Here is a 23,351-nt window from a genome sequence, read left to right as displayed (position 1 = left end):
GTGTGTCCTCGTCTGTCGCGGATTCGACGGCCGCCTTCTGCCGCCCGTCCATCACGGTGCGGTCATCGCGCGGTTCGCGGCGTCTCAGGCCGTTGCCTTCGTCGCCATTGTCGGCACATTTAGGACTTCCCGAAGCCCTTGTCGCGGTCGATTTGCGTAAGGGGCAGGCGTCGGGGAAGGCTCGGGGTGAATATATGAGAAATTTCGTCAGCTTCGCCAGCGCGCTCGGCCTAGCTCTGCTCGTCCAGTGGCCTGCCGGCGCTTCGGCCCGGGCCGAGGACTGGCCGGCGACGCTCGCCGAAGCACGGGGCCAGACCGTCTATTTCAACGCCTGGGGCGGCTCGGAGGCGATCAACCGCTATCTCGAATGGGCTGCCGACCGGATCGAGGCCGAGCACGGCGTGACGCTCGAGCACGTGAAGCTCGAGGATACGGCCACCGCCGTCGCGACCGTCGTGGCGGAGAAGGCGGCCGGCAAGACCAAGGACGGCGCCATCGACCTGATCTGGATCAACGGCGAGAACTTTGCCGCGATGAAGAGCCAGGATCTGCTCGCCCCGGGCTTTGCCACCGGGCTGCCGAACTGGGCCTATGTCGACACGGTGAACAAGCCGACGGTCAGCGTCGACTTCACCCTCCCGACCGACGGCCAGGAATCGCCCTGGGGCATGGCCAAGCTCGTCTTCTTCGCCGACACCGCCCGCACCGGCCCCGTTGACGCCATGCCAAAATCCGCCGCGGAGCTTCTGACCTGGGCCAAGGCCCATCCCGGAAAATTCTCCTATCCCGCGCCGCCCGATTTCATCGGCTCGACCTTCCTGAAACAGGTGCTGGCGGAAACCGCCGCCGACCCGGCCGTGCTGCAGAAGCCGGTCGAGGAGGCATCCTTCGCCGCCGTCGCCGCGCCGCTGTTTGCCTATCTCGACGAACTCACGCCGGTGATGTGGCGGCAGGGCCGGGCCTTTCCGCAAAACTATCCGTCGATGAAGCAGCTGCTCGCCGATGGCGAGCTCGGCATCGTCTTCGCCTTCAACCCGGCCGAGGCCTCGAGCGCCATCGCCGCCGGCGAACTGCCGGACACGGTGCGCTCCTTCACCTTCGCCAAGGGCACGCTCGGCAACACGCATTTCGTCGCCATCCCCTTCAATTCGAGCGCCAAGGCCGGGGCGAAGGTCGTCGCCAATTTCCTCCTCTCGCCCGAGGCGCAGGCCCGCAAGGAGGACCCCGCGTTCTGGGGCGACCCGACCGTGCTGGCCATGGACAAGCTTTCCCCAGAGGATCGCGCCGCCTTCGCCGCCATCGACCGTGGCGTCGCGACCCTCGCCCCGGAGGCGCTGGGGCCCGTCCTGCCCGAGCCGCATCCGAGCTGGATGGTGCGGATCGAGGCGGAATGGCTGAAGCGGTATGGGTCGTAGGCGCCGCCCCTTCTGGGCCGCAGTGGATGAATGGAGGCGACAATGACCATGGTGACACTCTCGGTGGCATCGCGTGATGCCGTCAGTCGCCGCTTCGCCGACGCCATGAACGGAGAAAAGCAGGGGGCTCACATCTCTTTCGCCTCTCCCGATCTGATTTGGCAGGTTCTGACCGCCAAGCGCTGGGCGCTCCTGAAGACCATGACGGGTGCCGGGCCGATGTTGATCCGCGCCCTCGCGCGGGGCGTCGGCCGCGACGTGAAAGCGGTCCACGCCGACGTCACGGCTCTCCTGTCGCAGGGCATTCTGGATCGCGAAGAAGACGGCCGCATCGTCTTCCCGTACGAGGGCATTCATGTCGATTTCCATCTGCATGCCGCATGAGCGGGTGGAACCGCTGCACCTCGCGAGCGAACCTATCCGGTTAGTCATTCTCGGGCTTGACCCGAGAACCCATGCCAAGAGGGCCGACCGGGCTGCAACGGAGACGACCGTCTCGGTGCCGAGAGTTCGACAAGGCCCTGTAACGCATCGAGATGGTCCTTTGGCCGGCTGGACCTGCAGCCGTTCTCGGCATGGGTGCTCGGGTCAAGCCCGAGCATGACTATCTCCGGGGGCTGCGGGTCGCACGACCGGGGAGCCTGCTGGCCTGCCCCCCGTCTGCATGCAGGTTTCCCCATATGAACCGCTGGCCGCATCCGCTGGCGCTGCTCCTCGCCGCGCCGGTCGTCGTCGGTCTTCTCGGCGTCGTCCTGCCGGCCTTCGGCTATCTGCCGGCGCTGGGCGGAACGGCATTCTCGCTGCAGCCGTTCCGGGACCTGTTCGCCGAGCCGGGCCTTGGCGCCTCCGCGCTCCTCAGCCTCGCCGCCGGCTTTTTGACGACGTTCGTCTCGGTCGGCGCGACGCTTCTGTTCACCGCGGCCTTTGCCGGCACGCGCGGCTTTCGCCTGGCGCGGCGGGGGCTCGGGCCGCTGCTCGGCGTGCCGCATGCGGCCGCGGCCTTCGGTCTCGCCTTCCTGATCGCGCCCTCGGGCCTTCTCTTCCGGCTCGTCGCCGTCCCGCTCGGCCTGACGGCGCCACCCGATCTCCTCATCGTCGGCGATCCCTCGGGCCTCGCGATGATGGCCGGGCTGATCGTCAAGGAACTGCCCTTCCTCCTCCTCGTCGTCATCGCCGCGCTGCCGCAGGCCGATCCCGAGCGGCGGCTGAAGCTCGCGCGCGCGCTCGGCTACGGGCGAATGGCGGGCTTCACGCTGGCGGTCTGGCCCGCGGTCTACCGCCAGATCCGCCTGCCGGTGCTGGCGGTCGCCGCCTTCGCCTCGTCCGTGATCGACGTCGCGCTGGTTCTCGGACCGATGACGCCGGCGCCGCTCGCCGTGCGCCTCGTCGGCTGGATGGGCGATCCGGACCTCTCCTTGCGCTTCCAGGCCGCCGCCGGGGCGCTACTGCAGCTCGGGCTGACGCTCGCCGTCCTCGGCCTCTGGCTGGCGGTCGAACGCTTCGGGGCCTTCGCCTGCCGGATCATGGCCGCGCGCGGCGGACGCTACCGCCGCGACCGCCTGCTGCGCCGCGCCGCCGCGCTGCCGGTGGCGCTCGCCTTTGCGGCCACCGGGTTCGGCCTCCTCCTCCTCGTGCTCTGGTCGGTCGCCGGGCTCTGGACGTTTCCGGACCTCTGGCCGCCGACGCTGACGCTGCGCAGCTGGCAGGACAGCCTGCCGTCCCTCGCCGAGCCGCTGGCACGGACGGCGATCGTCGGCTTCGGGTCGGGCCTCGTCGCCCTCGTCCTCGTCATCGCCATGCTGGAGCAGCGCCGGAAGGCGCACCGCGGCGCCGGGCCGGCGCGGCTGTCGCCGGGCGTCGCGGCGCTGATCTACCTGCCGCTGATCGTGCCGCAGGTTGCCTTCGTCTTCGGCCTGCAGATCCTGGTGCTCGCCGCCGGCCTCACGCCCTCGACCGGGCTTCTCGTCGCCGTCCACCTCGTCTTCGTCGCGCCCTATGTCGCGCTGGCGCTGGCGGCGCCCTGGTTCGCCCTCGACCCGCGCTACGACCGGATGGCGGCGAGCCTCGGAAGGTCGCGCCGCACCGCCTTCTGGCGCCTGCGCCTGCCGCTCCTCGCCGCGCCCGTCCTGACGGCCCTCGCCATTGGCTTCGCCGTCTCCGCCGGCCAGTATCTCCCGACGCTCTTGATCGGCGCCGGCCGCCTGCCGACCATCACCACCGAGGCGGTGGCGCTGGCGTCCGGCGGCAACCGCCGCGTCATCGGCGTCGCCGCCCTCCTGCAGACGCTGCTGCCCGCTTTCGTCTTCCTCACCGCCAGCCTGCTGCCCGCCTTGCTTCACCGCGGCCGGCGCGGCATGAGGGCATGATGGGTCTCGTCCTGGAAAATTTTCGCCTGTCGCTCGCCGGCCGCCGCCTGCTCGCGCTCGACCGTCCGATCGCGCCGGGCGAAATCCTGTCGGTGATGGGTGCCTCGGGCTCGGGCAAGTCGACGCTGTTCGACGCCATCGCCGGCTTCCTCGACCCGGCCTTCACGGCAACCGGAAGGGTCCTGCTCAACGACCGCGACATCACGAATGCCCGGCCCGAGGAGCGACGCGTGGGCCTGCTGTTCCAGGACGCGCTGATGCTGCCGCATCTCTCCGTCGGCGAAAACCTTCTCTTCGGCCTCGTCCCCTCCGTCGCCGGGCGCGCGGCGCGCCGGGCGGCGGCGGAAGCCATGCTCGCCAAGGTCGGCCTCGCCGGCCTGTTTGCGCGCGACCCGGCGACCCTCTCCGGCGGCCAGGCGGCGCGGGTGGCGCTGGCCCGCACGCTGCTGGCCGAGCCGCAGGCGCTCCTCCTCGACGAAGCCTTCTCCCGGCTCGACACGGCGCTGCGCCAGAGCGTTCGCGGCCTCGTCTTCGACCTCGTGCGCGAGCGCGCCATCCCTGCCATCCTCGTCACCCACGACCGGGCCGACGCCGAGGCGGCCGGCGGCGCGATCGTCGATCTCGATGCGCAGGACACCGGGGCAGAGGGTGCCGTGACCGGTTCGCTAAGAGAGGGCGCGCCAGGAGACACGACGCCAGGCAGCCAGGCGAGAGTTACCGGGGCGCCCGCGACCGAGGCGCTCCCGGGGAAGCCGCCCGCTGCTTCGCGCGGAGCGGCAGGATGACCCCCCGCCCGATCCTCCCCGTCTCCGACGTCCTGCCGCAGCTCCGGGCGGCGCTCGCCGAAGGGCCGAACGCCGTCCTCGTCGCGCCACCCGGCGCCGGCAAGACGACGCTGGTGCCGCTCGATCTCCTCGACACTCCCTGGCTCGGCACCCGCAAGATCTTGCTGATCGAGCCGCGGCGCCTCGCCGCCCGCGCCGCCGCGCGTCGCATGGCGGAGATTCTCGGCGAGGATGTCGGCGCGACCGTCGGCTGGCGCATGCGGCTCGACACCAAAGTCTCCGGCCGCACCCGCATCGAGGTCGTGACCGAGGGCGTCTTCACCCGCATGATCCTCGGCGCGCCGGATCTGCCGGATGTCGGCGCCGTCATTTTCGACGAGTTCCACGAGCGCTCGCTCGACGGCGATTTTTCGCTGGCACTGGCGCTCGACGTGCAAAGCGCGCTGCGCGAGGACCTGCGGCTTCTGGTGATGTCGGCGACGCTCGACGGCGCCCGCGTGGCGGCGCTCCTCGGCGATGCGCCCGTCGTCGAAAGCCTCGGCCGGGCCTTTCCCGTCACCGTCTCCTACCGCGACCGGCCGGGCACGCAGCCGATCGAGGACGCCGTCGCCGAGGCCGTGCGCGCCACGCTCACGGAAACGACGGACAGCCTCCTGGTCTTCCTGCCGGGCCAGCGCGAGATCGAGCGGGTGGCCGAGCGCCTCGGCTCCCTCGCCTCCCCGACGCTCCTCGTCGCGCCGCTCTACGGCGTCATGGAGGCGGCGGCGCAGGACGTCGCCATCCGACCCGCACCAAAAGGCGTGCGGAAAATCGTGCTGGCGACCTCGATCGCGGAGACGTCGATCACCATCGACGGCGTCGGCACGGTGATCGATTCCGGCCTCCGCCGCCTGCCTTTGTTCGAACCGGCGACCGGCCTGTCGCGGCTGGAGACGGTGCGGGTCTCGCGCGCGGCCGCCGACCAGCGGGCCGGCCGCGCCGGGCGCACGGGGCCGGGGCGGGCGATCCGGCTGTGGCGCGAGGCGGAGGGGCTCGTCGCCTTCGACCGGCCGGAAATCCTGTCGAGCGATCTCGCCGGCCTCGTCCTCGACTGCGCCGCCTGGGGCGTCGCGGACCCGCAGAGCCTTGCCTTCCTCGACCCGCCGCCGCGCCCGGCGCTGACGGAAGCCGCAGCCCTCCTCACCGACCTCGGCGCGCTCGAAGCCGACGGCCGCCCGACGCCGCAGGGCGCTGAGATGCGCGAGTTGCCGCTGCCGCCGCGCCTCGCCGCCATGGTCGTCGGCGCTGGCACATCGCGAAAACTCGCGGCCGACATCGCCGTGCTTTTGACCGAGCGCGGCCTCGGCGGCCCGGACGTCGATCTGGAAAGCCGTCTCCGTCGCTTCCGCAGCGACCGCGGGGCGCGGGCGCAAGCGGCGAAGATCCTGGCCCGCCGCATTGCCGGTGACAGCGGGCGGAAGGGGAGCGTTCGCGGGGAGAGCGGCGAGGGCGCAAGCCCGACACAGGCGGCCGAGACGGCGGAGTTCCTCGAGCCGGGCGCCCTGCTCGCCCTCGCCTTTCCCGACCGGGTGGCGGTGGCGCGCGGTGCGCGCGGCCATTTCGTCCTCGCCAACGGGCGCGGCGGGGTCGTCGACGCTTCCTCGGGCCTTGCCGATGCCAAGCTGCTGGTCGTCGCCGAGCTGCAGGGCCAGGCGCGCGATGGTCGCATCCATGCGGCCCTTACTGTTTCACGTGAATCGCTGGAGAGCCTGTTCGCCGGCCGCATCACCGACGAGGAGGTCGTCGCCTTCGACTCGGCGAGCGGCCAGGTCCGGGCAAAGCGGGTGCGGCGGCTCGGCAAGGCGACGCTCTCGGAGACGCAGATCAAGGTGCCCGAAGGCACTGCCGCGAGCGCCGCTTTTGCCGCCGGCATTCGCGCGCGGGGCCTCGCCGCCCTCCCCTTCGGCAGCGACGGCGAGCGCCTGTTGTTGCGCCTGCGCTTTCTCGCCGCCGCCTTCGGCGCGCCCTGGCCGGATTTTTCCGACGACAGTCTCCTTGCCAGCCTGGAGGAATGGCTGCTCCCCTTCTTGCCGGGCGTGACAAAACTGTCGGGCATCGACGCCGGCACGCTGCGGACCGCGCTCGGCGCGCTCGTCCCGGCCGAGCTGCAACGGCGGCTGGAGTCGCTCGCGCCCTCGCACATCGACGTGCCCTCGGGATCGCGCCTGCCGATCCGCTACGATGCGGAAGGGCCGGTGCTGTCGGTGCGGGTGCAGGAACTGTTCGGCCTGACGGAGCATCCGGCGATCGCCGACGGCAAGCTGCCGTTGACGCTCGAACTGCTCTCGCCGGCGCACCGGCCAATCCAGATCACCCGCGACCTCCCCGGCTTCTGGGCCGGTTCCTGGCGCGACGTGCGGGCGGACCTGCGCGGCCGCTATCCCCGCCATTCCTGGCCGGAGAACCCGGCCGAGGCGGCGGCCACGGCACGGGCGAAGCCGCGGGGAACGTAAAGGATCGGCGACCAGGGGCAGACCGATCGCTTCTCGCCTCGTCAGAGCCGGCGCCGTCGCCGACACCAGTGCCGCCAAAGGCCATCGAGGGCTGACCACGGGGCGAGGCCGGGCCCCGGCCCGCCCTCGCTCGCCCGCCCCGAAAGGGGTCAGGCGCCGAAGGCGCCGTCTATCGTGTGCATGGCGCCGGTGACGAAACCCGCCTCGGGTCCGGCGAGCCAGGCGACCATGCCCGCCACTTCCTCCGGCCGTCCGTGGCGCTTGATGGCCATGAAGCTGTGCATGAGGTCCCTCATCGGGCCGTCGGCCGGGTTCGCGTCGGTATCGACGGGGCCGGGCTGCACGACGTTGATGGTGATCCCGCGCGGGCCGAAATCGCGCGCCAGTCCGCGCGCCAGGCCCTGGAGGGCGGACTTGCTGAGCGCATAGGAGGCCATGCCGGGAATGGGCATGCGGTCGCCGTTGACCGAGCCGATCACGATGATCCGCCCGCCCTCGGGCATCTGCCGCGCGGCCTCGACGGCCGCGTGATAGGGGGCGTGGATGTTGATCCTGAACAGCCGGTCGATCGCGTCCGGATCCTGGTCCAGCGCGTCGCCGAAGACGGCGATCCCGGCATTGACGACCAGGATGTCGAGCGGCCCGCTGCCGCGCACCGTGGCGATCACCGCGTCGCGGTCGGCGCTGTCGGTGGCGACCGCCGCGGTGCCCGTCTCCCGCGCCAGCTCTTCCGCCGCCCCGCGCGACCCGGAATAGGTGAAGGTGACCTTGGCACCCTCGGCGGCAAAACGCCGGACGATGGCCGCCCCGATGCCGCGGCTGCCGCCGAGGACGAGAACCGACTTGTCTTGAAATGCGGCCATGGGGCGCTCCTTGAGAATTAACGTAACGAGCGCTACATAAAACTGGCGCCACCCTCCGTCAAGGCATTATGTAATGGATACTACAAAACCACTCCGCCCCCGGGGCCGCCCCCGCGGCTTCGACCCCGAGGCGGCCGTCGCCACGGCCCAGCAACTCTTCCATGCGCGCGGCTACGACGCCGTCAGCGTCGCCGACGTCACCGAAAGCCTCGGCATCAACCCGCCGAGCTTCTATGCCGCCTTCGGCAACAAGGCGGGCCTCTACGCCCGCATTCTCGAGCGCTATTCCGGCGCCGACGCCATCCCCCTCGCCGACCTACTGCGGCCCGACCGGCCGGTGGCGGAGGGCCTGGCGGCGGTCCTGGAGGAGGCCGCCCGCCGCTATGCCGCCGACCCGGTCGCCGCCGGCTGCCTGGTCGTCGAAGGCACGCGCGCCAACGACGGCGAGGCGCGCGCGGCCGCCTGCGCCTACCGCGCCGCCGGAGAGGCGTTCATCCGCGCCTACATCGCGGACCGCCATCCCGAGGCGGCCGACCATCTGACCGACTTCGTCAGCACGGTGATGACGGGACTGTCGGCGGCCGCGCGCAGCGGCCATGACCTCGACCGGCTGCTCGCCACTGCCCGCCTCGCCGGCCTTGCCCTCGCGCAGGCGCTTCCCGCCTGAGCGCCGGGCGCGCCGGGCGCGCCGTGCGTTTTGCCGCGACGCCACGCCCCTTCTGCGCCGGCTGGCGGCCCAAGCCCGCCCGCGCTACTGATCTCCCATGGAACACATCTCGCGCGCGCCTTTCCGCCTCCCGCCTTTCGTCACCACCATGCGCGAGAGCCAGCGGCTGCGCCTGGCGACGCTGACGCGGCTGCGCTGGCTGTCGGTCGGCGGCCAGACCGCCGCCTGCCTCTTCGTCGCCTACGGCCTCTGGTATCCCTATCCCGTCGGACCCTGCCTTCTCCTGATCGCGCTGTCGGCGGCGCTGAACATCGGGCTCGGCCTGCGCTATCCCAAGAGCTGGCGCCTCTCGCCCTGGGCGGCGGTCTCGGTGCTGACCTTCGACGTGATCCAGCCTTTCGGCCTCCTCTACCTCACCGGCGGCATCCAGAACCCGTTCTCGGTCTTCCTGATCGTGCCGGTGGTGATGGCCTCGGCGACGCAGCCACCGCAGACGACGGCGGGCCTCGCCCTCCTGTCGATCGTCGCGGCCACCCTGCTCGCCTTCTTCCACCTGCCGCTGCCCTGGGCCGAAGGCTCGGCGCTGCAGCTGCCCTCGTCCTATATCGGCGGGTTGTGGTTCGCGATCGTCTCGACGCTCGTCTTCTCCGGCATCTATGTCTACCGCGTCGCCGCCGAGGCGCGCTCGCTCGCCGACGCGCTGGGGGCGACCGAGCTGGTGCTGCAGCGCGAGCAGCATCTCTCCGCCCTCGACGGCCTCGCCGCCGCCGCCGCCCACGAACTCGGCTCGCCGCTCGCCACCATCGCCCTCGTCGCCAAGGAGATGGGCCGGCTGACGCCGCTCGACGATCCGCAGCGCGAGGACGTCGAGCTGTTGATGGCGCAGTCCGAACGCTGCCGCGACATCCTGCGCCAGATCACCACGCTCTCCTCCTCCAGCGAGGAGCACATGGCGCGGCTGCCGCTCCTGTCGCTGGTCGAGGAAGTCTCCGAGCCGCACCGCCATTTCGGCGTCGAGGTGCGCGTCGAAGCGGGCGAGCGCCATGCCGACGAGCCGGTGATGCGGCGCAATGCCGGCGTCGTCTACGGCCTCGGCAACATCGTCGAGAACGCCGTCGACTTCGCCAAGAGCGAGGTGCTGATCCGCGCCTCCTGGTCGGCCTTCGGCGTCACCCTCCTCATCCTCGACGACGGCCCCGGCTTCACCCCGGAAATCCTCGCGCGGATCGGCGATCCCTACATGTCGAACCGCGAGAATCGCGACCGCAAGGCCGGCGGCGGCCTCGGCCTCGGCCTGTTCATCGCAAAAACCCTGCTCGAACGCTCCGGCGCGACGATCACCTTCGGCAACCGCCGCGACACGCCCGGCGCCTCGGTCGAGATTTTTTGGCCGCAGGCGACCTTCTCCGCGCGCCAGGCCGCCACCGTGGACGGATCGTCACACGGAACCTGAAGGCCTTGCACCCGGTCGAAAGTGACGCCAAGTCAGGGATGATGCAGGCCGCGCCTCTTTGACGCGGCGGAGGGACAAGGAGCCGCAAGGCGCCGCCCCTCATCCGAGGAAAAAAGACCGCATGACCGACGCAGACACCGTCCCGCTCGTCGCCGCCGCCCTGCCGGAGGGCGACCGTTCGCTGCTTCTCGTCGACGACGACCGACCCTTTCTCCTGCGCCTCAGCCGGGCCCTGGAGCAGCGCGGCTTCGCCGTGCGCACGGCCGAGAGCGTCGCCGAAGGGCTCGCCGCGATCAAGGCCGAGGCCCCGGCCTTCGCCGTGGTCGACATGCGGCTCGCCGACGGCAACGGCCTCGACGTCATCGAATCGCTGCAGCGGCGACGGGCCGACGCCCGCGTCGTCGTCCTCACCGGCTACGGCAATATCGCCACCGCGGTGACGGCGGTGAAGCTCGGCGCCATCGACTACCTCGCCAAGCCCGCCGATGCCGACGAAGTGATCGCCGCGCTAATGCGCGCACCGGGCGAAAAGGCGGAGCCGCCGGAGAATCCGATGTCGGCCGACCGTGTGCGCTGGGAGCATATCCAGCGCGTCTACGAGCTGTGCGAGCGCAATGTCTCCGAGACCGCGCGGCGCCTCTCCATGCACCGCCGCACCCTGCAGCGCATTCTGGCCAAGCGCGCCCCGCGCTGACGGCAGCCGCGGCCTAGCACCAGCAAGAGAGGCCGACAGCTGAAGCCCCAACCGCTTCAAGGCGCTTGCCACGCCATCCTGCGGACAGAGCAAAACAGAAAGAAAGGCGGCGACCGTGACCCGGTCGCCGCCTTTTCTGTCGCTGACGCCGATGCACCGACGCCGACTTGAGATGTCCTGAGGAGGCTCAGCCGCCGAACAGGCCGCGGAACAGCGAGCGGTCGCTTTCGCGGCCACCGCCGCCGTCGACGCGGCCCTCCAGGATCGCGCCTGGCGGCGGCGCGCCGCGGACGATGCGCGAGGGGCCGCGGGCCGGCGCGATCTCCTCGGGCGCCCGCATGGCGCCGCCGTCGTCGTAGTAATAGTCGTCCTCCGGCGGCAGCTCCCCGCTGCCGTAGATGTCCCGCTCGCGCGGCAGCGGCGCCACGCCGTAGACGTCCTCGTCTTCGGCGGGCTCGCGGTAGACCGGCTCGGCCTCGACATTGCGGCTCGGCAGATCGCGGCGGCCGGCCGGCTCGCGGCGGGAGGGCAGCTCGTCTTCCTGCAGATCGCCCCGATAGGGATCGGCCGAGGCGGGCGCCGTCTGGCGCGGCAGAACTTCCTGGCCGCCCGCCGGATTCTCCGGCTGCTCGCCGATGACGTCGGCGAGCGGATCGGCGGAGGCCGGCGGCAGCTCGCTGTCGTAGAAGCCGCCGGGATCGGCGACGCCGCCGTTCGAGGCGGTCAGCGGCTCGGGCTCGCCGCCGATCGTATAGTTGCCGGGCAGCGGCATGGCCGGCAGGCCGGCATGCGCGGCGGTCATGAAGGTGTGCCAGGCCTCGGCCGGCAGGCCGCCGCCGGTGACCTTCTTCATCGGCGCACCGTTGTCGTTGCCGAACCAGACGCCGGTGGTGAGGTTGGCGGTGTAGCCCATGAACCAAGCATCCTTGAAGTCCTGGGTCGTGCCGGTCTTGCCCGCCGCTTCCCAGCCCTCGATCGCCGCCTTGCGCCCGGTGCCGGAGGTGACGGTGCCCTTCAGCATGGCGTTCATCATGGCGACGGTGGTGTCGGTGACGATGATCGGCGGCACTTCGGCGCCGCGCTCGTAGAGGATCTTGCCGGCCGTGTCGGTGACGCGGTTCACCAGATGCGGCGTCGCCTGGTAGCCGCCATTGGCGAAGGGGGCGAAGGCCCCGGTCAGCTCGAGCAGCGTCACCTCCGACGTGCCGAGCGCGATCGAGGGATTGTCGACCAGCGGCGAGGTGATGCCCATCCGCGTCGCGGTCTCGATTACCGCCTTGGCGGTGACGTTCTGGGTCAGCTGCGCGGCGATGGTGTTCAGCGAATGCGCCAGGGCGTAGGCGACCGTCACCTGCCCGCGATATTTCCGATCGTAGTTCATCGGCGACCAGTTGCCGATCTGCGTCGGCGAGTCGTCGACCATGTTCTCCGGCTTCCAGCCGAATTCCAGCGCCGTCTCGTAGACGAAGGGCTTGAACGAGGAACCGGGCTGGCGCTTGGCGTCGACGGCGCGGTTGAACTGGCTCTCGGCATAGTCCTTGCCGCCGACGAGGGCACGGATCGCGCCGGTGCCGTCGAGCGCGACCAGCGCGCCCTGGCTGACATTCTGCTTGGCGCCGGCAATGGTGTCGCGGATCGCCGCCTCGGCGTCCTTTTCCAGGCCGAGATCAATCGTCGTCTCGACGACGACGTCGGAATGGACCTCGCCGACCAGCGTCTTCAGATCGCGCATGACGATGTCGGCGGCGTAGTTCTCCGCGCCGTTCCAGTAGGCGCGGGATTTTGTCGGCTGCTCGGCGATAGCCGCGTCGAAATCGGCGCGGTCGATCATCTTCTCGTCCAGCATGGCCTGCAGCACCACGGCGGCGCGCGCCTTGGCGGCGGCGGGATCGCGCACCGGCGACAGGCGCGAGGGCGCCTTCAGGAGGCCCGCCAGCAGCGCCGCCTCGGACAGCGTGACTTCCTTCGCCGACTTGTTGAAGTAGCGCCGCGCTGCGGCCTCGACGCCGGTGGCGCCGGAGCCGAAATAGACGCGGTTCAGATACATCTCGAGGATCTGGTCCTTGGTGAACTTCTGCTCCAGCCAGATCGACAGGATGGCTTCCTGGACCTTGCGCTGGATCGTCTGCTCGGGATTGAGGAAGATGTTCTTGGCCAGCTGCTGGGTCAGCGTCGAGCCGCCCTGGACGGTGGCGCCGGCGGCCATGTTCTCGGAGAAGGCGCGGACGATGCCGAGCGGATCGACGCCGAAATGCGAATAGAAGCGGCGGTCCTCGATGGCCATGACGGCCTGCGGGATATAGGGGCTGATCGCGTCGAGCGAGACCGCCTCGCCGCCGGTGAGGCCGCGATTGGCGAGGAGCTCGCCGGTGACCGAGACGATCTTGACGTTCGGCGGCCGCTCCGGGATGGCCCAGGCCTCCTGCGGCAGCTTGATGGCGAAATAGGCGACGATGCCGGCGACGGCGACACCGCCCCACAGCGCGGTGAAGAAGGCGAGGCGGAAGAGATGGGCGATGAAGCTGCGCCGGCGCCGGGGACGGCGACCCTCGCCACCATCATCGCCGCCGCCGCGCCCGAAAAAGCCGCGACGGCGCGACAGGCGCTCGCCGGCCGCCTTTTCCGCCTGGCGATCAGGCCTGCCCGGCCGCTGGCGAACCGGCCCGGGCTCGGACGCCACGGCCCGATCGTCCGCCGACAGGCGGAAATCGTCGGCCGATCTTCCGGCGTCAAATCTCGGTTCGATGCGTTCGCCCTTGCGCCGTCCGGCCATGAATTCCTTGCCTTACCGTGGAGGTCATCCGGAAATGCAGGCGACGCCGTCTCGCTGATCGGCGTCGGCCGCGGACACCCGCCCCACACCGAAACTGGACCGCCGCCGCCATCGGATACAGCCGGTCGAATCCCACATGTCGGATGGAGAGTAAATACGGCGATTTAACGGGGCGTTAAGGAAAGGCCGCCTTCCCGGCCGATGGTGGGAGCCGAAACCTGGCGCTGCGGCAGGCCACATTCGGGGACGCCATGCCCGGCACGAACAATAGAGCCCGCGCCGGGCATATCGGCTTGTCCGCCCGCCGGCGACGGAAGCGCTTCCGTCGGCCGGAGGACCGTCTTTCGGCAGGAAGGGCCTATCGGCGCGCGAAGGCGATCAGGTCTTCGGCGAGACGGTCCTTGTCGGTGATGTGGAGGCCGTGCGGGGAGCCCTCGTAGACGATCAGCTCGGCCCCGGAAACCATCGCCGGAACCCGGGCCGCCGAGGCCTTCATCGGCACGGTCTGGTCGGCATCGCCATGGATGACCAGCGTCGGCACCCTGAAATGCGCCATGTCGGCGCGGAAATCGGTGCGGCCGAAAGCCTTCACGCAGTCGATCGTCGCCTTGGGCGAGGCCTCCAGCGCCTGATCGACGAACTGCTGCAGGATTTCCGACGAAATCTGGAAATTCAGCATGCCGGCATTGAAGAAGCTCTTGGCGAAGGTGGCGAGGAAATTCGGCCGGTCCTTGCGCAGCCCCTCGATCATGCCGTCGAAAATGCCGCCGTCGACGCCGTCCGGATTGTCGTCCGTCTTGAGAAGATAGGGCGTGACGGCCGAGACCAGCGCCGCCTTGGCGATGCGCCGGCCGCCGTGACGGGACATGTAGCGGGCCACCTCGCCGCCGCCCATAGAAAAGCCGACCAGCATGGCGTCCTGGAGATCGAGGCCGTCGAGGATCGCGGCGAGATCGTCGGCCAGCGTGTCGTAGTCGTAGCCGGCATAGGGTTGCGACGACTTGCCAAAGCCGCGGCGGTCGTAGGCGATGACGCGAAAGCCCGCCTCGACGAGGGGTTCGGCCTGGTATTCCCACATCGCCGAGTTCACCGGCCAGCCATGGATGAGAACGATGGGACGACCTGTGCCCCAGTCGTTGTAGAACAGTTGGGTCTCGTCGGCCGTGGTGATGAAGGGCATGCGGAACTCCTGAGCTTGCCCGCAAGCGGGCGTTGGAGTGTCGGCAATGACAGGACCACGCGCCTGTTCCGCGCCTCGCGCCGTTGTGAGAGAGCCGGGGCGCGCTCCAATCGTGCGCCCAAAAAGCCGGAAGGCCGGCTTCTCCCGAGGGAAAAGCCGGCCTTCTCAAAGCCTGCGATGGGGGCCGAGCCGCCTAGAAGAGGTCGAGCGAGAAGCGCTTGGAGAGGCCGAGGCCGAACGTGTACTGGTTCTCGTCGCCGACATCGACGATCGGCGAGTCCTTGGCGTCGCCGACGAAGCGGCTGTAGGAAGCGTCGGCGTTGAGGAACCAGTCGGGGCGGAATTCGTAGCGCGCCGAGGCGGCGACGCCGACGCTCTTGAAGCCGCCATCCGGATCGTAGGCGTCGAGGCCGCTCGAGAGCGAGTCGGCGGCGCTGACGCCGAAATAGGCCTCGGTGTAGTCTTCCGAGGCGAAGCTGGCGAAGGGGCCGGCCTTCAGCTCGATCTCGGCCGTCGGGCGGGCGATGACATTGGCGCCGACTTCGCCGACGAAACCCTCGCCGCCGCCGAAGGCATAGCGCGCGGCGCCGTAGATCTCGGCATACTGCCACTCGTAGCCGAGCTTGAGGCCGGCCTCGTAGGTGGCATCGACGTCGCTCAGTCCCGTCAGCTCGTCATAGTCGCGGCTTTCGCGCTCGCCGGTATAGCCGAAGGACGGGCCGATCGACAGGCCGCCGCCCTGCGGCGACAGGCTGCCGATCTCGAGCACGCCGGGAATGTTGAGGTAGCCGAGGCCGATGATCGGGAAGGGCGAGACCTCGTAGTCCTTGGAGCCCTCGTATTTCGGCGTGATGCGGCCGCCGAGGCCGAGCTCGATCACGACGTCGGTGTTGCTGGCGGCCACCACGGGCGCGGGATCTTCGTAGACGGCGACGTCGGCAGCCGAAGCGGGAGCGGCGGCGACCAGCGCCAGAAGCGACGCGGCAAGCGAGAGGACGAACGAACGGGACATGGAAAACTCCGGATCATGGCGCCCGGCAAGCGGGTCGGCCTTGGGTCCAGTCTGTCTGCCGAAACGGCTAACGGTTCAATAACAAACGGCCGTCACTTCCCTTCGTGCGGGCGTAGAGGGCGGCTTTGCTGCAGCAGCGTTGCAGGATGGCCACGATCCGCCGGGGCCGGGGCGGCCGCCCTCAGCCCCAGTAACTCATTGAGTTCGTGAGGCTTCGCCCGCGGCCATGAACTAACCCCGGCCGTCGGCGCTGCCGCGCAGGACCGTTCCGAGCGGTCCCGGAGCGTCGGCCGATCGCGCCGACGCCCTGGGGCGTCAGCCCTTGGCGCCGTTCTCGCCCAGCGCCGCGAGCACCCGCGCCCAGGAGCGCTGGCCCTTGTGGAAGGAGGTGAGCTCGTATTTTTCGTCCGGCGAATGGATCTGGTCGTCGCCGAGGCCGAAGCCGATGAGGAGCGAGCCCATGGAGAGAAGGCGCTTGAACTCGCCGACCACCGGGATCGAGCCGCCCATGCCGATCATCACCGCCGGCTTCGGCCATTCCGCCGACAGCGCCGCGCGCGCCGTCTGCAGCACCGGCGAATCGAAGGGCAGCTGGATCGCCGGCGATGCACCATGCTCGTGGAACTCCACCGAGCAGTCCGCCGGCAGCCGCTCGGTGACGAACGCGCGAAAAGCGTCGCGGATCTTCTGCGGGTCCTGGTCGAAAACGAGGCGGAAGGAGATCTTGGCCGTCGCCTGCGAGGCGATGACGGTCTTGAAGCCCTTGCCGGTATAGCCGCCGGTGATGCCGTTCACTTCCGCCGTCGGCCGCGACCAGGTCTGTTCGAGGACGCTGCGGCCCTTCTCGCCGGCGGGCACCGAGAGGTTCACCTGGCCGAGAAAAGCCCTCTCGTCGAAGCCGAGACCGTCCCAGATCGCGCGCTGCTCGGCCGGCAGTTCCGGCACGCCGTCGTAGAAGCCGGGCAGGGTCACCGCGCCGTTCTCGTCGTGGAGGTCGGCGATGATCTCGGCGAGGATGCGGATCGGATTGGCGGCGGCACCGCCGAAATAGCCGGAATGCAGGTCCTTGTCGGCGGCGGTGATCGTCACCTCCTCGCCGACGAGACCGCGGAGGCCCGTCGAGATCGCCGGCGTGTCCTTGTCCCACATGTTGGTGTCGCAGATCAGCGCGACGTCGGCGGAAAGCTCCTCGCGGTGGGCGTCGAGGAAGGGCAGCAGCGAGGGGGAGCCCGATTCCTCCTCGCCTTCCAAAAAGATCGTTACCTTACAGGGGAGGCCGCCGGTCTCGGCCTTCCAGGCACGACAGGCCTCGACGAAGGTCATCAGCTGGCCCTTGTCGTCGGCCGAGCCGCGCCCGACGATGCGCTTGGAGCCGTCCGGCATGGTCTTCAGCTGCGGGTCGAAAGGCTCGCTCTCCCAGAGGTTCAGGGGATCGACCGGCTGCACGTCGTAATGGCCGTAGAACAGGACGTGCGGCGATCCCTCGGGCCCGTCGTGATGGGCGACGACCATGGGATGGCCCGTGGTGTCGCGCACTGAGGCCTTGAAGCCGATGGCATCCAGATCCCCCGCCAGCCACTCCGCCGCCCGCCGGCAGTCGCCGGCATAGGCCGGGTCGGTCGAGATCGAGGGGATCTTCAGGAGATCGGAAAGCCGTTCGACCGAACGGCCGATGTTGAGATCGAGGCAGGCGAGCACGCTGTCGAGCTTGGGCATGGGAACTCCGGGGCACGGCGTTGACGGACGAAGCGACAAAGAGAGAGCCGTCTCCCGATCACCCCGATGAGGAATAGGGGAGAGTTGATTCCCGTCGAGAATTCAACCCCGGCAGCCCATTATGCCGCGGGATTGGCCCAAGCAGCCAGATCATCGCCTACTCGGTCCAAATGTCTCATGACACCGCACACACACTAAAACACACCGCACACACACTAAAACGAAGTAGTCGGGTTGACGCTCCGGTCGCATGCCCAGCCTATGGGCCTAGTGGGAACCGTAGGAGGCAATATGGACAACGACATCCGCAAAAGTGAGAAGGGCGGCAACACCGCGTATCTCAACATCGGCGCTTGGTACAACGCGGAGACCGGCCACATCCATCTGACGCTCCCGCACTCAGGCTGGTTTCATACGACCGTTAACGCCAATGAGCAGAGTAAGCGAGGACACCCCAACCTTTATGCAAAGCTCGCGCGTGCGCTCAAAGAGGCTGGCGTCGCCGGCCCCGATGATCCGGAAGCCAACGATGACTAGGATTCAATTGCGATAAGCTCCATGTCGACGCCATCGCCCTCTTGCCTGGAAAAGGCGATCGCCATCGTCGCCGCCAACCGCGAAGGTTTTCTCGAGCGATGGGAGGCGATTAATGGCTGAATTCACCGTGACGGATGCCATGATCGAGGCAGCCCGGGCCGCAGGCTCTGCTTCCGGCCAGCCTGTGCCGATCTCGGCGCGCTTCGATCGCAACAGCGGCCGGATCGTCGTCGAATTCGCCAATGGCAGCGGTTTCATGGTGCCGGCGCGTGCGCTCGAAGGGCTTGAGGACGCTACCGATGACGAACTCGACGAGGTCGAATTGCTCGGCCAGACCGGCCTTCATTGGGAGAGCCGCGACGTCGACTTCCGGATCGCCGGGCTGATGGCTGGTATCTTCGGCACGGCCCGGTTCATGGGTCGCAAAGGCGGACAGGCGACCTCGGATGCCAAGGGCGCCGCCGCCAGGCGCAATGGCTTGAAGGGAGGCCGGCCGCAAAAGGCGCTGCCATAGCCAGCAGCACGCCCCGCACCGGACAAAGCAAAGCCGCCGTGGCGCGAGGGGGATGCCACGACGGCTCTGTCTTTCCATGCCGCCGGTTCCGAGGGGGGAGAAACCGGACAGGCTTCGACCGGACGAAGCGGGGGACCTCGTTTCGATCGAAGACGGCATCATTCGCGCCGTCCCGTTTGATGTGCGCTCAGGCGCCCTTCAGTTCAAGCCGGCCGGCACCGCCACACGCGTCTTTGCCGGGCAAAAATCGTTAAATCTTGGACAGGTTTAGCGGGATCCGGCTGGGGCGGTCCGGCGGCCCGTTCGGCCGATCGCGGCAAGCTTCGACAGCGCGCCGGCAGAGCGCGGGGCCGCCGCGCTCGATGGACTCTTTTCGCGCGCCGCGATAGGCAGCAGACATGAAAAAAGGCGATCATCTCTTCCTCGTCGACGGCTCGGCCTACATCTTCCGCGCCTATCACGCGCTGCCGCCGCTGACGCGCAAATCCGACGGCATGCCGGTCGGCGCGGTCGCCGGATTCTGCAACATGCTGTGGAAGCTCGTCGAGGAATCGCGCGACACCTCGGTCGGCGTCGCGCCGACGCATTTCGCCGTCATCATGGACCATTCGTCCACGACCTTCCGGAACGAACTCTACGACCAGTACAAGGCGAACCGCACCGCGCCGCCGGAGGACCTGGTGCCGCAGTTCGCGCTGATCCGCGAGGCGGTACGCGCCTTCGACCTGCCCTGCATCGAAAAGCAGGGTTTCGAGGCCGACGATTTGATCGCGACCTATACGCGGCTCGCCGTCGAGGCCGGTGGCGACGTCACCATCGTCTCCTCCGACAAGGACCTGATGCAGCTCGTCGGGCCCGGCGTCATCCTCTACGACCAGATGAAGGACAAGCGCCTCGGGGCCGAGGAGGTGAAGGAAAAGTTCGGCGTCTATCCCGAGAAGATGATCGACCTTCAGGCGCTGGTCGGCGACAGCTCCGACAACGTCCCGGGCGTGCCGGGCATCGGTCCGAAGACAGCGGCCGAGCTCCTGGAGACGTTCGGCGACCTCGAGACGCTGCTCGAGCGCGCCGGCGAGATCAAGCAGGCCAAGCGGCGCGAGAACCTCATCAGTTTCGCCGACCAGGCGCGGCTGTCGAAGAAACTGGTGACGCTCGAGCAGGACATGCCGCTCGACGTGCCGCTCGACGACCTCTTCATCCACGAGCCCGACGGCGACAAGCTGATCGCTTTCCTCAAGGCGATGGAGTTCCACACCCTGACGCGGCGCGTCGCGGCCAAGCTCGGCGAGGATGCCGGTGCCATTCCGGCGGCGGCGATCACCGTCGAGGGCCTGGCGCGTGGTCCCGACCTCGACCCGGCCGCGGGCGCCGGCGCGCGTGCGGCCAGCGTGACGAACCTGCCGGTCCAGGGCGACGCCGTGCTGCCGCTAACGCCGGCGATGCTGGTCGCGGCTCGGCGCGAGGCCGCCGCGGCGGAAACCTTCGATCGCAGCGCCTATGTCACGATCCGCGACCTGCCGACGCTGTCGGCCTGGCTCGATCGCGCCGCCGAGACCGGGATTCTCGCCTTCGACACCGAGACCAATTCGCTGAACGCCAATGCCGCCGATCTCGTCGGCCTGTCCTTCGCCGTCGCGCCGGGCGAAGCCGCCTATCTGCCGCTCGCCCATGTCGCGGACGGCGCCGGCGATCTCCTCGCCAGCGACGAGACGAAGGCCGGCGTCGGCCCGCAGGTGCCGCTCGGCGAGGCGCTGGCGCTGCTCAAGCCGGTGCTGGAGCATGCCGGCATCCTGAAGATCGGCCAGAACTTCAAGTACGACTACCTCGTGATGCTCCGGCACGGAATCGCCATCGCGCCCTTCGACGACACCATGCTGATCTCCTACGCGCTCGACGCCTCGTCCTCGCTGGAAGGGCACGGCATGGACGAATTGTCCGAGCGGTTCCTCGGCCACAAGCCGATCAGCTACAAGGAGCTCTGCGGCTCCGGCAAGTCGCTGAAGGCGCTCGCCGCCTGCCCGATCGACAAGGTCACCGAATACGCCGCCGAGGATGCCGACGTGACGCTCCGGCTCTGGCGCGTCCTGAAGCCGCGGCTTGCCGCGGAAGGCATGAGCTCGGTCTACGAGCGGCTGGAGCGGCCGCTGGTGGCGGTGCTCGCCCGCATGGAACAGCGCGGCATCCGCACCGACCGGCAGATCCTGTCGCGCCTCTCCGGCCGCTTCGCGCAGCGCGCCGCAGCGCTGGAATCGGAAATCGCGGAAATGGCCGGCGAGGCCTTCAACCCCGGCTCGCCCAAACAGCTCGGCGACATCCTGTTCGGCAAGCTCGGCCTTCCCGGTGGCAAGAAGACCAAGACCGGGCAATGGTCGACGGACGTGAAAGTGCTGGAGGACCTCGCCGCCGAGGGTCACCTGTTGCCGCGGCACATCGTCGACTGGCGCCAGCTGACCAAGCTGAAGGGCACCTATACCGACGCCTTGCCGCTCTACATGGACCGCGAGGATCGCATCCACACCTCGTTCTCGATGGCCTCGACGACGACGGGGCGCCTGTCCTCGTCCGAGCCGAACATCCAGAACATCCCGGTGCGCACCGAGGAGGGCCGCGCGATCCGCACCGCCTTCGTCGCGCCCGAAGGCTACAAGCTGCTCTCGGCCGACTACAGCCAGATCGAGCTGCGCATCCTCGCCCACATGGCCGAGATCCCGCAGCTGACCAAGGCGTTTCAGGACGGCATCGACATCCACGCCATGACCGCGTCCGAAATGTTCGGCGTGCCGGTCGAGGGCATGCCCTCGGACGTCCGGCGCCGCGCCAAGGCGATCAATTTCGGCATCATCTACGGCATCTCGTCCTTCGGCCTTGCCAACCAGTTGGCCATCGGCCGCGAGGAGGCCGGGCTCTACATCCGGAAATATTTCGAGCGTTTCCCGGGCATCCGCGATTACATGGAGGAGACCAAGGAGTTCGCCCGCCGGCACGGCTATGTCGAGACGCTGTTCGGCCGCCGGGCGCACTATCCCGACATCAAGCATGCCAATGCCTCGGTGCGCGCCGCCGTCGAGCGCGCCTCGATCAACGCGCCGATCCAGGGCACGGCCGCCGACATCATCCGCCGCGCGATGATTCGCATGGAGGACGCGCTCGCCGCCGAAAGGCTGTCGGCACGCATGCTGCTGCAGGTGCATGACGAACTTGTGTTCGAGGTGCCGGACGACGAGATCGAGGCGACCATTCCGGTCGTGAAGGCGGTGATGGAGGGCGCGGCCCTGCCGCGCGTCGCCCTGTCGGTGCCGCTCGTCGTCGACGCCCGCGCCGCGGGCAATTGGGACGAAGCGCACTAGCGGCGGCGTTTGCAAAGCCTCCGCCCCGGCTAGCCTCTGTTTCCGCTGGAAATTTTCCGCCCACCGCGTTGTGCCGCCGGCCACCGGGCCCGGCGGCCGAGGCCGCATCCCGCGTGTCCCTCCTGCTCGCGCCCGCGGCGTCCCGCCGAGGCGAGCGCGTTGCCGGCCGGAAAGCTCGGCACCGGCCCGCTGCGCCGCCCGCCGGGCCTCACGTATCCGACCAGCCGCCGGAAACAAATCGCCTTTTGAGGGGTTATCGCCCGCGGTAATCTGCAAGAGGGCGGATGGCGGATCGGCGGGGCGCGGATGGGACAGGACGGACAGGCCATGCAGGGCACGCCGATGCCGGACATGACGTCGGCCGCGCTGGCGAAAGTGCCGCTGGCGCTGGTTCTCACCAACCCGAACCTGCCGGACAATCCGATCGTCTACGCCAACCGGTCCTTCGAACGGGTGACGCGTTACGCCATGGAAGCGATCATCGGGCGAAACTGCCGCTTCCTCCAGGGCGCGGAGACCGATCCGGCGCATGCGCGCATGATCCGCGAGGCGATCGAGCACGAGCGCGACATCTCCATCGACATCGTCAACTACCGCGCCGACGGCACGAAATTCCTCAACCGCCTGATGATCACGCCTCTCTACGACAGCGACAACCACCTGCAGTGCTTTCTCGGCGTGCAGCGCGACATGAGCGAGGGCCGCGACCTCGCCGTCTCGACCGAGGACGACGAGGCCAGCCTGAAGCTCGACGCCGCGCTCGGCGAGATCCAGCACCGGGTGAAGAACCATCTGGCGATGATCATCGGCATGATCCGCATGCAGGCACGGGTGAAGACCAGCGAGGACGCCTTCAACGCGCTGGCCCGCCGCATCGAGAGCCTGCAGCTGCTGTACCAGGAGATGACCGAGGCCGGCATCACCTCGACGCAGGCCCGCCAGGTGGCGCTCGGCGCCTATGTCAGCCGCATCGCCGCCACCATCGGCCATCTCGATGGCCGCGTCTCGGTGCGCATCAATGTCGACTGCGACGCCATCGAGGTGAATGTCGAGCGCGCCGCCCGCATCGGCCTGCTGTTCTCCGAGCTCCTGACGAATGCGCTGAAGCACGCCTTCAAGGGCCGCGACTCCGGCCTCGTCGAGGCGCGGCTGAAGATGCTGTCCTCCGGCGTCATCCGCATCACCGTCACCGACGACGGCATCGGCCTGCCGCCCGGCAGCACCTGGCCGTACCCGCCGACCTCCGCCGAGGAAGCCCAGGACAGCGGCCAGAGCCTCAGTGACGCCGTCGAGCTCACCGAGGAGAACACCGCACGCGACATCGCCGAGGCGATGGGCGCCGGCCGCAGCGGCACGCTTGAGGAGGGGATCAGCGGCGCCGATATCCTTTCGGCACCGTCCACCGGCACCGGGCTCGGCGGCCGCATCACCCTGTCCCTGGTGCGCGGGCTCGATGCCCGCATCGACGTCAATTCGCAGACGCTGGGCACCACCGTCACCGTCGACGTGCCGGCCGAGGACTGACCGGCCGATTGAT

General features: G+C 69.2%; 16 protein-coding genes and 1 pseudogene. 12 read left to right on the top strand and 5 right to left on the bottom strand.

Translation table 11 applies throughout. The annotated features are described in order from the left end of the window. Window positions 1–194: 194 nt before the first annotated feature. The 5 genes and pseudogenes from IEX88_RS00865 (at window position 195) to hrpB (ending at window position 7,058) form a co-directional block, all read left to right on the top strand. Window positions 195–1,415 carry an ABC transporter substrate-binding protein gene (locus tag IEX88_RS00865; RefSeq protein WP_188848632.1) on the top strand — a complete coding sequence of 407 codons (1,221 nt, stop codon included), beginning with the start codon at window positions 195–197 and terminating at the stop codon, window positions 1,413–1,415. Between the two features lie 42 nt (window positions 1,416–1,457). Next, window positions 1,458–1,799, top strand: coding sequence for an HVO_A0114 family putative DNA-binding protein (locus IEX88_RS00860; RefSeq protein ID WP_188848630.1), 342 nt, complete (start codon window positions 1,458–1,460; stop codon window positions 1,797–1,799). A gap of 296 nt (window positions 1,800–2,095) precedes the next feature. Beyond that, complete coding sequence (locus tag IEX88_RS00855) at window positions 2,096–3,781, top strand: ABC transporter permease (protein WP_188848628.1); 1,686 nt, start codon at window positions 2,096–2,098, stop codon at window positions 3,779–3,781. Next, a pseudogene (locus IEX88_RS00850) lies at window positions 3,778–4,416 on the top strand (ATP-binding cassette domain-containing protein); the annotation flags it as partial. The gene IEX88_RS00855 and the pseudogene IEX88_RS00850, both read left to right, overlap by 4 nt. A 146-nt stretch (window positions 4,417–4,562) precedes the next feature. After that, window positions 4,563–7,058 (top strand): ATP-dependent helicase HrpB, encoded by a 2,496-nt coding sequence (gene hrpB, locus IEX88_RS00845; protein WP_188848626.1) that lies wholly within the window; start codon window positions 4,563–4,565, stop codon window positions 7,056–7,058. Window positions 7,059–7,207: 149 nt separating this feature from the next. On the opposite strand, the gene bdcA is transcribed toward hrpB, so the two are convergent. Further along, complete coding sequence (bdcA, locus tag IEX88_RS00840) at window positions 7,208–7,921, bottom strand: SDR family oxidoreductase (protein ID WP_188848624.1); 714 nt, start codon at window positions 7,919–7,921, stop codon at window positions 7,208–7,210. 73 nt (window positions 7,922–7,994) lie between these two features. Between bdcA and IEX88_RS00835 the strand changes: the two genes are divergently transcribed. From IEX88_RS00835 to IEX88_RS00825, 3 genes are all read left to right on the top strand, one after another. After that, on the top strand, window positions 7,995–8,588 hold the full coding sequence (locus tag IEX88_RS00835) for a TetR/AcrR family transcriptional regulator (RefSeq protein WP_188848621.1): 594 nt from the start codon (window positions 7,995–7,997) through the stop codon (window positions 8,586–8,588). A gap of 97 nt (window positions 8,589–8,685) precedes the next feature. Then, window positions 8,686–10,041 carry an ActS/PrrB/RegB family redox-sensitive histidine kinase gene (locus IEX88_RS00830; RefSeq protein ID WP_188848619.1) on the top strand — a complete coding sequence of 452 codons (1,356 nt, stop codon included), beginning with the start codon at window positions 8,686–8,688 and terminating at the stop codon, window positions 10,039–10,041. A gap of 121 nt (window positions 10,042–10,162) precedes the next feature. Further along, a complete protein-coding gene (locus IEX88_RS00825) occupies window positions 10,163–10,735 on the top strand; it encodes an ActR/PrrA/RegA family redox response regulator transcription factor (RefSeq protein ID WP_188848617.1) in 573 nt (190 codons plus the stop codon). A 187-nt stretch (window positions 10,736–10,922) separates the two neighbouring features. Here IEX88_RS00825 and IEX88_RS00820 read toward each other — a convergent pair whose 3' ends face one another. From IEX88_RS00820 to IEX88_RS00805, 4 genes are all read right to left on the bottom strand, one after another. Further along, window positions 10,923–13,508, bottom strand: coding sequence for a transglycosylase domain-containing protein (locus tag IEX88_RS00820; RefSeq protein WP_188848615.1), 2,586 nt, complete (start codon window positions 13,506–13,508; stop codon window positions 10,923–10,925). A gap of 358 nt (window positions 13,509–13,866) precedes the next feature. Continuing rightward, window positions 13,867–14,688: an alpha/beta fold hydrolase gene (locus IEX88_RS00815; protein ID WP_188848613.1), complete on the bottom strand. Its 822-nt coding sequence runs from the start codon at window positions 14,686–14,688 to the stop codon at window positions 13,867–13,869. A gap of 193 nt (window positions 14,689–14,881) precedes the next feature. Then, on the bottom strand, window positions 14,882–15,700 hold the full coding sequence (locus IEX88_RS00810) for a MipA/OmpV family protein (protein WP_188848612.1): 819 nt from the start codon (window positions 15,698–15,700) through the stop codon (window positions 14,882–14,884). A gap of 315 nt (window positions 15,701–16,015) precedes the next feature. Further along, the gene (locus IEX88_RS00805; RefSeq protein WP_188848610.1) at window positions 16,016–17,416 is read right to left on the bottom strand and encodes a dipeptidase; all 1,401 of its coding nucleotides are present in this window, start codon (window positions 17,414–17,416) and stop codon (window positions 16,016–16,018) included. A 291-nt stretch (window positions 17,417–17,707) separates the two neighbouring features. Between IEX88_RS00805 and IEX88_RS00800 the strand changes: the two genes are divergently transcribed. The 4 genes from IEX88_RS00800 (at window position 17,708) to IEX88_RS00785 (ending at window position 23,338) form a co-directional block, all read left to right on the top strand. Next, window positions 17,708–17,953 (top strand): hypothetical protein, encoded by a 246-nt coding sequence (locus IEX88_RS00800; protein WP_188848608.1) that lies wholly within the window; start codon window positions 17,708–17,710, stop codon window positions 17,951–17,953. A 112-nt stretch (window positions 17,954–18,065) separates the two neighbouring features. Beyond that, window positions 18,066–18,467 carry a DUF2442 domain-containing protein gene (locus IEX88_RS00795; protein WP_188848606.1) on the top strand — a complete coding sequence of 134 codons (402 nt, stop codon included), beginning with the start codon at window positions 18,066–18,068 and terminating at the stop codon, window positions 18,465–18,467. Window positions 18,468–18,865: 398 nt separating this feature from the next. Beyond that, window positions 18,866–21,814, top strand: coding sequence for a DNA polymerase I (polA, locus tag IEX88_RS00790; RefSeq protein WP_188848604.1), 2,949 nt, complete (start codon window positions 18,866–18,868; stop codon window positions 21,812–21,814). Window positions 21,815–22,141: 327 nt separating this feature from the next. Next, the gene (locus tag IEX88_RS00785) at window positions 22,142–23,338 is read left to right on the top strand and encodes a PAS domain-containing protein (protein ID WP_244639754.1); all 1,197 of its coding nucleotides are present in this window, start codon (window positions 22,142–22,144) and stop codon (window positions 23,336–23,338) included. Window positions 23,339–23,351 lie beyond the last annotated feature (13 nt).

The sequence above is a fragment of the Aureimonas glaciei genome (assembly GCF_014643375.1).
Lineage (GTDB): Bacteria > Pseudomonadota > Alphaproteobacteria > Rhizobiales > Rhizobiaceae > Plantimonas > Plantimonas glaciei.
The sequence above is the reverse complement of the archived record's forward strand: the minus strand, read 5'-3'. Positions and strand labels throughout refer to the sequence as shown.